This is a genomic window from Xanthobacter autotrophicus (genome assembly GCF_030015065.1).
Lineage (GTDB): Bacteria > Pseudomonadota > Alphaproteobacteria > Rhizobiales > Xanthobacteraceae > Xanthobacter > Xanthobacter autotrophicus_D.
Genome location: NZ_JAIVFN010000050.1, coordinates 20,585 through 30,126 on the forward strand (window position 1 = coordinate 20,585; position 9,542 = coordinate 30,126).

The following is a 9,542-nucleotide window of genomic DNA, read 5'->3' on the forward strand; positions in this document are numbered from 1 at the left end:
TACTGCCCACGGCCTTATGAGGCCATACTCCGCCGGGCGCGCACGCGCTTCAAGGTTGCCGCGACGGAGGAAGTCCCATGCCTGACACCGCCACGACCGGCGCCGCGCCTGCGCAGGTGGTTCCCTTCCCGGCGGATTTCCGCACCCGGGAAATCGAGACCAACGGCACGACCATCCATGTCCGCTTCGGCGGCAGCGGGCCGGTTGTGGTCCTGCTGCATGGTTATGGCGAAACCGGCGACATGTGGGGCGCGATGGCTGCCGCGCTGGCGCCGGACCATACCGTGGTGGTGCCGGACCTGAGGGGCATGGGGCTCTCGGCAAAGCCGGATGGCGGCTTCGACAAGAAGACCCAGGCCGGCGATGTGGCCGGCGTGCTGGATGCGCTGGGCATCGAGAAGGCCGCCCTCGTCACCCACGACATCGGAAACATGGTGGGCTTCGCCTTCGCCGCCCTCCATCGCGAGCGGGTGACACGGTTCGTCCTCATCGACGCGCCGTTGCCGGGTGTGGGGCCGTGGGAGGAGATCCTCAAGAATCCGCTGCTCTGGCATTTCCGCTTCGGCGGCCCGGACATGGAGCGGCTGGTGGAGGGGCGTGAACGCATCTACCTCGACCGCTTCTGGAACGAATTCTCCGCCCATCCCAGCCATTTCGGCGAGGCGGCGCGGGCGCACTACGCCGCGCTCTATGCCTTGCCGGGCGCCATGCGGGCCGGGTTCGCCCAGTTCGCCGCCTTCGATCAGGATGCGATCGACAACAAGGCCTTCCTCGCCGCCGGCAAGCTCACGGTGCCGGTGTTGGCGCTGGGCGGCGAAATGTCGTTCGGCCTGACCATGGCGGAGGTGATGAAATTCGCCGCCACCCATGTCGAGGGCGCCGTCGTCCCCGGCAGCGGGCACTGGATCATGGAGGAGAATCCGGCCGCGACCGTCGCGCTGGTCAAGGCCTTCCTCGCCGCCGGATGAGCTGCCGTGGCGGCAAATGCGGGCCGTTCGCGCGGGCGCTCAGGCCCGCAGCGCGGCGCCGACCAGCGCGGCGGCGAGGAGGGCGAGCCAGCAGGCGGCGGCGCGTCGATAGACGAGGGGCGGCTCGGCGGTGTCGCGCTTCATCATCGCCCCGGCGCCGGCCCAGATCGCCGCCACCATCAGGACCGAGGCGGCAAACAGGCCGAGATGCAGCAGGAAGACCGGCGCGGCCCCATGGGGCAGGAGCGTGAGGCCGATGATCAGCCCCTTGGGATTGAGCAGGGTCGTCACGAACACCCGGCGCGGGGTGATCGTCTCCACCTGGGCGCGTTCCGCTTCCACCCGCCAGAGTTTCACGGCGAGGAAGGCGACCCAGCCCGCCGCCGCGAGCTTCACCGCGCTGGCCGCGAGCGGCTGCCGGGCGAGGAGGTCGGCGCCGAACAGGGCCAGCGGCGTCACCACGAGGAGGTAGGCGGCAAGTTCCGCCGGCATCAGCCGCGTGGACCGGCGCAGGCCCGCCGACGCGCCGGACAGGGCCAGCAGCGTGTTGGTGGGGCCGGGCGTGAGCAGCAGGCCCCAGATGGCGAAGAGAAACTCGGCTGTGGGCACGCGTGTCATCCCTTCGGCCGCCATGGGCGAGGCGGACCTTAGAGGGCGCCCCGCCGGCGGCCAACGGAAGCTGGTGTCACATGGGGATTTCCCGGAGAGAACGCGTTAGCCGATCGGATCGCGCTCCAAGGGGCCGCATTCCCGGCGCGCGCGAAGCTGTGCTAGACCTGCCTTCCGACAGGAGGTCCCCATGCCCGAGAACAACGAGATCACCCGTTTCTTCGGCGGGTCGCCCGCCTGGGTGCTGGTGCGCCTCGTCGTCCTCTCGGTGGTGGTGGGTGTCATCCTGGCGGCGCTGGGGCTCGACCCCATGAACATCCTCGCCAGCCTCGAACGGCTGGTGCGCAGCCTGTTCAATTTCAGCTTCGAGGCGGTGGAGCGGCTGTGGCGCTATTTCCTTTTGGGCGCCGTGGTGGTCATCCCGCTCTGGCTCATCCTGCGCGTCCTCGGCCGGCGCTGACCCCCATGACCCTCGCCGCTTCTGACGGGCGGGTCACGCACGCTCGCATGCTCGCCATCGCGCTGCCCATGACGGTGGCGCACCTGACCACGCCGCTGCTCGGCGTGGTGGATGCCGCCGTGGTGGGGCGGCTCGGGGATGCGGCGCTGCTCGGCGGCGTCGCGCTCGCCGCCGTCATCTTCGACATGCTGTTCTGGGTGTTCGGCTTCCTGCGCATGGGCACGGTGGGCCTCGCCGCCCAGGCGATGGGCCGGCGCGACGGCGTGGAGGAGCGCGCCGTGCTCGCCCGCGCCTTGCTGCTCGCCGGCGCGCTGGGGCTGGCCCTCATCGCGCTGCAGGGACCCATCGCCTATGCCGCCCTCGGCCTTGCCGGCGCGAGCGAGGAGGTGAATGCGGCGGTGCGTGCCTATTATGCCGTGCGCATCTTCGCCGCGCCTTTCACCCTGGCCAATTATGTTGTGCTGGGCTGGCTGGTGGGCCTCGGGCGCACCGGCCGCGCGCTGGCGCTGCAGGTGGGCATGAACCTGCTCAACATGGCGCTCACCTCCACCCTCGTGCTCGGCGCCGGCTGGGGCGTCGCGGGGGCGGCCGCCGGCACGCTGATGGCGGAGATCGCCGGCACCGCGGCGGGGCTGCTTTTGTGCCTGAAGATGCTCGGCCGCGCCGTCGCCTTGCCGCCCGGCGTGCTGTTCAACCGGGCGCGGCTTGCCGAATCCTTCCTGCTCAATCGCGACATCATGATCCGCACCGCGGCGCTGATGTTCGCCTTCTCCTTCTTCGCGGCGCAGGGCGCGCGGGCGGGCGACGTGACGCTGGCCGCCAATGCCGTGCTGCAGAACATGGTGATGGTGGCCGCCTATTTCCTCGACGGCTTCGCCACCGCCGCCGAGCAGATCTGCGGCGCGGCGGTGGGCGGGCGCCGGCGGGCGGACTTTGCCGCCGGGGTGCGGTTGTCGCTGGGGTGGGGGCTGGTCTTCGCGCTCGCCGCCTGCGTGCTTTACCTCGCCATCGGCCCGGCCGTGGTGGATGCCATGACGACGAGCGCGGAGGTGCGCGCCGCGGCGCGCGACTTCCTGATCTATGCCGCGCTGCTGCCGGTGGCGGGCGTCGCCGCCTATGCCTTCGACGGGGTCTATATCGGCGCCCTGTGGTCGCGCGACATGCGCAACCTGATGCTGTGCGCCCTCGCCGTCTATCTCGCCGCCTGGTGGGGGCTGCGGGGGCTCGGCAATCACGGCCTGTGGCTGGCCTTCCTCGCCTTCCTCATTGCCCGCGGCGCGTTCCAGGCGCTGCGCCTGCCGGCGCTGGAGCGCCGCACCTTCGGCGCGTGATCAGGCCATGTCCGGAAAGACGTGGGCGCCGTCCGGCCCCAGCGGCAGGTCCTTCACCCACCGCACGGCGGCAAGCGGCAGGGGGCCGTAGAGGTGGGGGAAGAGGGCTCCACCGCGCGAGGGTTCCCAGCGCAGGGCGCCGCCCAGGGGCTCGACCGCCACCGCGACGAGCTTGAGGTCGCCTGCACCCTTGAAATGCCGCGCCGCCGTCTCGTGCGCCTGCGCGGCGGTGGAGAAATGGATGTAGCCGTCCGCATGGTCCACCGGCGCGCCGGTGAACACGCCTTCAGCCTCCGCCTGCGCCCACAGGACGGCGGGGCAGATCTTGTAGATGACGGCAGGGGCGGGGGACGGGTCAGGCACCGGGCGGCTCCGCGAGGGGATCTTGAGCCGATCCCTTACGCGGAATCGAACAAAACGGCAACCTGTTGCGTCTCAGGGTTGCATCAGGATAGAAGTCCTGTACAAAAAGGGAACAAATTCTTAGTCTCGGGACTCACGCGGCGGGGAACGAAAGCTCCATGCTCACTCACGGCCAGGTCTGGCGCGCCATAGACCAGCTCGCGGAACAGCACGGGCTGTCCACGTCGGGGCTGGCGCGTCGGTCCGGGCTCGACCCCACCACCTTCAACCGCTCCAAGCGCATCACCACGGACGGGCGCCTGCGCTGGCCTTCCACCGAGAGCATCGCCAAGGCCCTCTCCGCCACCGGCACCAGCGCCGAGCTGTTCTTCGCCATGCTGGTGCCCGCCGACGCGCGGCACGGCGGGGCGCTCGGCTTCGCCGAGGAAAGCCGGCCGCTGACCGGGCCCATCCACGCCATCCCGCAGATCGGCTTCGCCCAGGCGGGCTCGGGCGGCTTCTTCGACGATGCCGGCTTTCCCGTGGGCGCGGGCTGGGACGAGATCGCCTTTCCCGAGGTGGACGACCGGCATGCCTATGCGCTGGAGATCGCGGGGGATTCCATGCAGCCGGTCTATCGCGACGGTGACATCGTGGTGGTCTCCCCGGCCGCCTCGGTCCGGCGCGGCGACCGGGTGGTGGTGAAGACCCGCGAAGGCGAGGTGCTGGCCAAGGAACTGGTGCGCAAGACCACCCGCCACGTGGAGCTGCGCTCCCTCAACCCCGCCCACGAGGACCGGCAGATTCCGCTGGACCAACTGGAGTGGATGGCCCGCATCATCTGGGCGAGCCAGTAATGCCAAGGGCCGGTGAGCGTGCCTCATCGGCCTTGGCATGAAGCCCGCGCGGCGCTTGAGCGACACCCTCTCGGCTTCGGTCGAAGACCGGAGCCGTTGGTATAAAGACTCCTACCGCAGCAATGCCTCCAGCGTCTCCAGCCGGTCGGCCTCCCCCGGCGGCTTGTCCCACCTGAGGCGGGCGATGCGGGGGAAGCGCATGGCGATGCCGGAGCGGTGACGGGTGGAGCGGGCGAGCCCCTCGAAGGCCACTTCCAGCACCAGCCCCTCGTCCTTCTCGTGCACCACCTCCCGCACCGGGCCGAAGCGGTTGATGGTGGCGCGCCGCACGAAGGCGTCGATCCGCTTCAACTCCTCGTCGGTGAAGCCGAAATAGGCCTTGCCCACGGGCACCAGCACGTCGCCCTCCTCGCCTTCCGTCCACACCCCGAAGGTGTAGTCCGAATAGAAGGAGGAGCGCTTGCCGTGGCCGCGCTGGGCATACATGAGCACGGCATCCACCGTGTGCGGATCGCGCTTCCATTTCCACCACGGACCCTTGGGGCGGCCGGGCAGATAGGGGCTGTCGGCGCGCTTGATCATCACCCCTTCCACCGCCTCGGCGTCCGGCCCCGCGCCGGCGGAGGCGGGGTCCGCGCGGGCGCGGGTGAGGTCGTCCCAGCCGGTGAATGGCACCAGCGGGGAGAGGTCGATGCGCGGCGACGCCAGCCGTGCCACCAGCGCCTCCAGCCGGGCCCGGCGCTCGGCGAAGGGGCGTTCGCGCAGATCCTCCCCGCCGTCCATCAGCAGGTCGTAGGCGCGGATATGGGCGGGGAATTCCGCCAGCATCTTCACCGTGACGCTTTTGCGGTTGAGCCGCTGCTGGAGCACGTTGAACGGCTCCACCCGGCCCGCGCGCACGATGAGCAATTCCCCGTCCATGGCGCCGTCGAAGGCGATGGAATCCGCAAGGTCGGGGAAGGCCTCGGAGATGTCCTCCCCGGTGCGGGAATAAAGCCGCACCGCCCGCACCCCGTCCGGCCCGGTGCCGGCCACCGCCTGCACGCGGATGCCGTCCCACTTCCATTCGGCGCTGAAATCGCCGGGGTTAAGGTCGGCGAAATTGGCTTCCTCGATGGCGTGGGCCAGCATTACCGGGCGGAACGGGGCGGGGTTGGAGGTTTCGGGCCGCGGCCCATGGCCCTCCACCCAGGCGAACAGCGCCTCATAGGGCGGCGCGAGGCCGGGCCAGACCAGTTCCACCTCGTCCGGCGTCACGCTTCCAAGGCTCGCCACCGCGGTCTTGGCGAGGCGGGCGGAGGCGCCCACCCGCATGGCGCCGGTGATCAGCTTCAGGAGCGCCCAGCGGCCGGTCTCGTCCAGTCCGTCGAGCCAGCCGGCAAGGCGCCGGGGCAGGGTGGATCGGGAGAGGGTGGAGAGGCCGTGGACGATCTCCGACAGGAGCGGCGCGTGGGCGGGCGCGCCCTCCAGCTTCGGCCACATGAGGGCGACGGTCTCCGAGAGGTCGCCCACATAATCGTAGGACATCTCGAACAGTACCGGATCGGCCCGCTCCGTGATGAGGGCGCGCACCACGCCGGGCTTGGCATTGGCGAAGGAGAGCGCACCGGTGAGGGCGGCAAGCGCAAAGCCGCGCTCGGGGTCCGGCGTGGTGCGGAAATAATCCGCCATCAGCCGGATCTTGGCATTGCGCCCGGCTTCATAGGACATGCGGTCGAGCAAGGCGGCGAAGCGGTTCATGGCTCAGCCCCCGGCGCCGCGCCGTCGGCGGGAGCCGCCTCCTCGTCCTCCTCGCCGTAGCCCACCATGTGGAGCGGGCGGGCGCGCAACTGGCGGGTCCGGGCCCAGTGGACAAGGGCGTCCTCGGCGCCGTGGGTCACCCACACTTCCTCGCAGCCGGTGGCGCGGATGGAGGCGCAGAGGCCGTCCCAGTCGGCATGGTCGGACACCACCAGCGGCAGTTCCACGCCGCGCTGGCGGGCGCGGGCGCGCACCCGCATCCAGCCGGAGGCAAAGCAGGTGATGGGATCGGCGAAGCGCCGCGCCCACAGGTCCGTCATGGAGGAGGGAGGGGCGATCACCACCGCCCCGGCGAAGGCGGCCTTGTCCGTGCCCTTCACCGGCCGGATGTCGCCCAGGGCCAGGCCCTGCATCCCGTAATAATCGGTGATGGCGGTAAGCGCGCCGTGCACATAGATCGGCGCGTCGTGGCCGGCGGCCCGCATCAGGGCCATCATCCGCTGCGCCTTGCCCAGGGAATAGGCGCCGACGATGTGGGTGCGCTCCGGGAAGATGCGCACCGAGGCGAGCAGCTTGTCGGTCTCCCCCGCCGCGGGGGGATGGCGGAACACCGGCAGGCCGAACGTCGCCTCGCTGACGAAGACGTGGCAGCGCACCGGCTCGAACGGCGCGCAGGTGGGGTCGGCGGCGTCCTTGTAGTCGCCGGAGACCACGATCACGAGCCCGTCCTTCTCCATGCGGACCTGGGCCGAGCCGAGCACATGGCCGGCCGGATGCAGGCTCACGCGCACGCCGTTGATGGCGACAGCCTCGCCATAGGCCAGCGCCTGGGTCGAGCCGGCAAAGCCTTCGCCGTAGCGGATGGCCATGAGGTCCAGGGTCTGCCGGGTGGCGAGCACATGAGCGTGGCCGGCGCGGGCATGGTCCGAGTGGCCGTGGGTGATCACCGCCCGCGGCACGGCGCGCGTCGGGTCCACGTAGAAGTCGCCGGCTGGGGAATAAAGGCCCTTGGGCGAGGGGCAGAGCAGGTCTTCCGGGCGCATGTCTTTATGAACTGGCTTGCCGCCTATATGGGAAGCGCAAAGCGGTTTCGCGAGGTTTCGTTCCAGTGGCTCATTCCGCCTTCACCGTTTCCTCCGGCGATCCCGTGCTCGACCGGCGGCTCGACTGGGCCCGCGCCTTCCTCGCCGAGGGCGATGCCCGCGCCTGCGCCGAGCTGCTGGCCGAGACCGTGGCGGACGCACCCCATTTCGCCGCCGCCTGGTTCCTGCTGGGCGAGGCGCGTGTCGCGCTGGCAGACCGGGACGGCGCGGCCGAGGCTTTCGCCCGCGTGCGCGCGCTCGATCCCGACGACGCGCTGGGGGCGGGGCTGCATCTGGCCCGGCTCGGCGCGGCACCGGCGGCGGGGGCCATGTCGGCCGCCTATGTGCGCACCCTGTTCGACCAGTATGCCGACCGCTTCGATACCGCCTTGCGCGAAAAGCTCGCCTATCGCGGGCCGGAGCTGCTGTTCGACGCGCTGGCGCGGGCGGCGGCCGCGCGGGGCCGGCCGCTCGCCTTCGCCGAGGGGCTGGATCTCGGCTGCGGCACCGGGCTGGCGGGGGTCCTGTTCGTCAGGGTGGTGGAGCGGCTGGCCGGTGTGGACCTTTCCCCCGCCATGCTGGAGAAGGCGGCGGCCCTTGGCCTCTATGCCCGGCTTCAGGCCGGCGAGATGGGCGCGGCCCTCGATGCGGCGCCGGATGCGAGCCTCGACCTCGTCCTTGCGGCCGATGCCCTGTGCTACGTGGCGGACCTTACGCCCTTCTTCCACGGGGCGCGGCGGACGCTGCGGCCGGACGGCCTCTTTGCCCTCACGCTGGAGACCCACGAGGGCGCCGGGGTGATCCTGCGCGACACCCTGCGCTACGCCCATTCCGCCGATCATGTCCGTGCGCTGGCGGCACAGGCGGGGCTCGCCGTGGTGCTCCTGGAGGCGGCCTCCACCCGCGCGGAAAAGGGCGTGCCGGTACCCGGCCTCGTCTGCGTGCTGGGATAAGCGCAACCCTTGCGTGCTCGCGCGCCGGCATGGTGCGCGCTCGGCCGGCGTCAGCTCACCGGCAGGCTGAAGGGCTCGCCCTCGAACGCATCCGCGCCGCGGCCGATGGCATGGATGGCGGCGACCATCCGCCCGTCCCGCTTCAGCACCGTATCGGCCAGCGCCACGATGCGCGGATTGGGCGTCGCCGTGGGCGAGGCGTGCCGCAGGCGCTGGGCCAGCTCCATCTCGTCGCGGTCCGGCAGCAGCGCGCACAGCGTCGCATAGGCCGCCGCGGTGGAGCGCGAGATGCCCGCATAGCAATGGATCACCAGCGGCGCCTCGCGCGGCCAGGCGCGCACGAACTCGAACAGCTCGTGCATGTGGGCCTCGTCCGGCGCCACCATGCCCTCGATCTCCTCGACGATGTCGTTGATGCCGAGGAAGAGGTGGTTGGTGGGGTCCACATTGCTTGGCCGGGTCAGGACCGTGCTGCCATTGATGAGCGTGATGACGTGCCGCGCGCCGGTGGTCTCCACCGTTTCGTGCAGCTTGGCGAGGGAGCAGACATGGATCATGGCTTCAGCTCCTCGAACCGTTTCAGAAACCGCATCTTGGCAGTTTCTGCCTCCCATGGGGTGAGATAGTCCTTTTCAAGCGCATCGTCGAGGCGGGCCGGGCGGCCGAAGAAGGCCTGTGCCTCCTGCGCCGCAAAGCCGGCGAGGCGCGTCGCCTCGAAATAGGCGGCGGCGCGGTCGGAGGCCTTCACGATCTTGATCAGGGCGTCTGGCCACAGGGCGGGCAGGCCGAAGCGGATGGAAATGGCGTTCAGCAGCCGCGCCTCCACCGCCTTGTAGTCGCCCCCCAGCACCGCCTTGAACGGCGAGATCATGTCGCCGATCACATATTCGGGCGCATCGTGCAGCAGCACGCACAGCCGCCAGCGCGGGTCGAGGTCCGGATGGGTGCGGCGCGACAGGCGCTCCACCAGCAGCGAATGCTGCGCCACCGAGAAGATGTTGGCGCCGCAGGTCTGGCCGTTCCAGCGGGCGACGCGGGCGAGGCCGTGGGCGATGTCCTCGATCTCCACGTCGAGGGGGGAGGGGTCGAGCAGGTCGAGCCTGCGCCCCGACAGCATGCGCTGCCATGCCCGCGCCGGCGCCGGCTTTTTCCGGTGGGCGGGGACAGGGGCCTGCGCGGCCGTTGCCGGCGCCTCGGGCG

The 9,542-nt window shown here is 70.7% G+C and carries 11 protein-coding genes; 5 read left to right on the plus strand and 6 right to left on the minus strand.

What is annotated here, in order from left to right; translation table 11 throughout:
* The first annotated feature begins 77 nt into the window (after window positions 1-77).
* A complete protein-coding gene (locus K9U40_RS11825; RefSeq protein ID WP_282890401.1) occupies window positions 78-968 on the plus strand; it encodes an alpha/beta fold hydrolase in 891 nt (296 codons plus the stop codon).
* Window positions 969-1,007: 39 nt separating this feature from the next.
* On the opposite strand, the gene K9U40_RS11830 is transcribed toward K9U40_RS11825, so the two are convergent.
* Complete coding sequence (locus K9U40_RS11830) at window positions 1,008-1,577, minus strand: LysE family translocator (protein WP_282890402.1); 570 nt, start codon at window positions 1,575-1,577, stop codon at window positions 1,008-1,010.
* 190 nt (window positions 1,578-1,767) lie between these two features.
* On the opposite strand from K9U40_RS11830, the gene K9U40_RS11835 reads away from it, so the two are divergent.
* Both K9U40_RS11835 and K9U40_RS11840 read left to right on the plus strand, forming a co-directional pair.
* Window positions 1,768-2,037, plus strand: coding sequence for a DUF6460 domain-containing protein (locus K9U40_RS11835; RefSeq protein WP_282890403.1), 270 nt, complete (start codon window positions 1,768-1,770; stop codon window positions 2,035-2,037).
* A gap of 5 nt (window positions 2,038-2,042) precedes the next feature.
* A complete protein-coding gene (locus tag K9U40_RS11840) occupies window positions 2,043-3,368 on the plus strand; it encodes an MATE family efflux transporter (RefSeq protein ID WP_282890404.1) in 1,326 nt (441 codons plus the stop codon).
* Here the strand turns inward: K9U40_RS11840 and K9U40_RS11845 are convergent, their stop codons facing one another.
* On the minus strand, window positions 3,369-3,731 hold the full coding sequence (locus K9U40_RS11845) for a DUF952 domain-containing protein (RefSeq protein ID WP_282890405.1): 363 nt from the start codon (window positions 3,729-3,731) through the stop codon (window positions 3,369-3,371).
* 158 nt (window positions 3,732-3,889) lie between these two features.
* Between K9U40_RS11845 and K9U40_RS11850 the strand changes: the two genes are divergently transcribed.
* Window positions 3,890-4,567: a S24 family peptidase gene (locus tag K9U40_RS11850; protein WP_282890406.1), complete on the plus strand. Its 678-nt coding sequence runs from the start codon at window positions 3,890-3,892 to the stop codon at window positions 4,565-4,567.
* 111 nt (window positions 4,568-4,678) lie between these two features.
* Here K9U40_RS11850 and K9U40_RS11855 read toward each other — a convergent pair whose 3' ends face one another.
* Both K9U40_RS11855 and K9U40_RS11860 read right to left on the minus strand, forming a co-directional pair.
* Window positions 4,679-6,307 carry a cisplatin damage response ATP-dependent DNA ligase gene (locus K9U40_RS11855; RefSeq protein WP_282890407.1) on the minus strand — a complete coding sequence of 543 codons (1,629 nt, stop codon included), beginning with the start codon at window positions 6,305-6,307 and terminating at the stop codon, window positions 4,679-4,681.
* Window positions 6,304-7,350 carry a ligase-associated DNA damage response exonuclease gene (locus K9U40_RS11860; protein WP_282890408.1) on the minus strand — a complete coding sequence of 349 codons (1,047 nt, stop codon included), beginning with the start codon at window positions 7,348-7,350 and terminating at the stop codon, window positions 6,304-6,306. The genes K9U40_RS11855 and K9U40_RS11860 overlap by 4 nt, the downstream gene beginning before the upstream one ends.
* Window positions 7,351-7,415: 65 nt before the next feature.
* On the opposite strand from K9U40_RS11860, the gene K9U40_RS11865 reads away from it, so the two are divergent.
* Window positions 7,416-8,342 carry a methyltransferase domain-containing protein gene (locus K9U40_RS11865; protein WP_282890409.1) on the plus strand — a complete coding sequence of 309 codons (927 nt, stop codon included), beginning with the start codon at window positions 7,416-7,418 and terminating at the stop codon, window positions 8,340-8,342.
* A gap of 50 nt (window positions 8,343-8,392) precedes the next feature.
* On the opposite strand, the gene K9U40_RS11870 is transcribed toward K9U40_RS11865, so the two are convergent.
* Together K9U40_RS11870 and K9U40_RS11875 are read right to left on the minus strand one after the other, a co-directional pair.
* Entirely contained in the window at window positions 8,393-8,899 is a 507-nt protein-coding gene (locus K9U40_RS11870; protein WP_282890410.1) for a tyrosine phosphatase family protein, read from the minus strand.
* Window positions 8,896-9,459, minus strand: a complete 564-nt coding sequence (locus tag K9U40_RS11875) for an HD family hydrolase (protein ID WP_282890411.1) — start codon at window positions 9,457-9,459, stop codon at window positions 8,896-8,898. Before K9U40_RS11875 ends, K9U40_RS11870 begins: the two co-directional genes overlap by 4 nt.
* Between the last annotated feature and the right edge of the window lie 83 nt (window positions 9,460-9,542).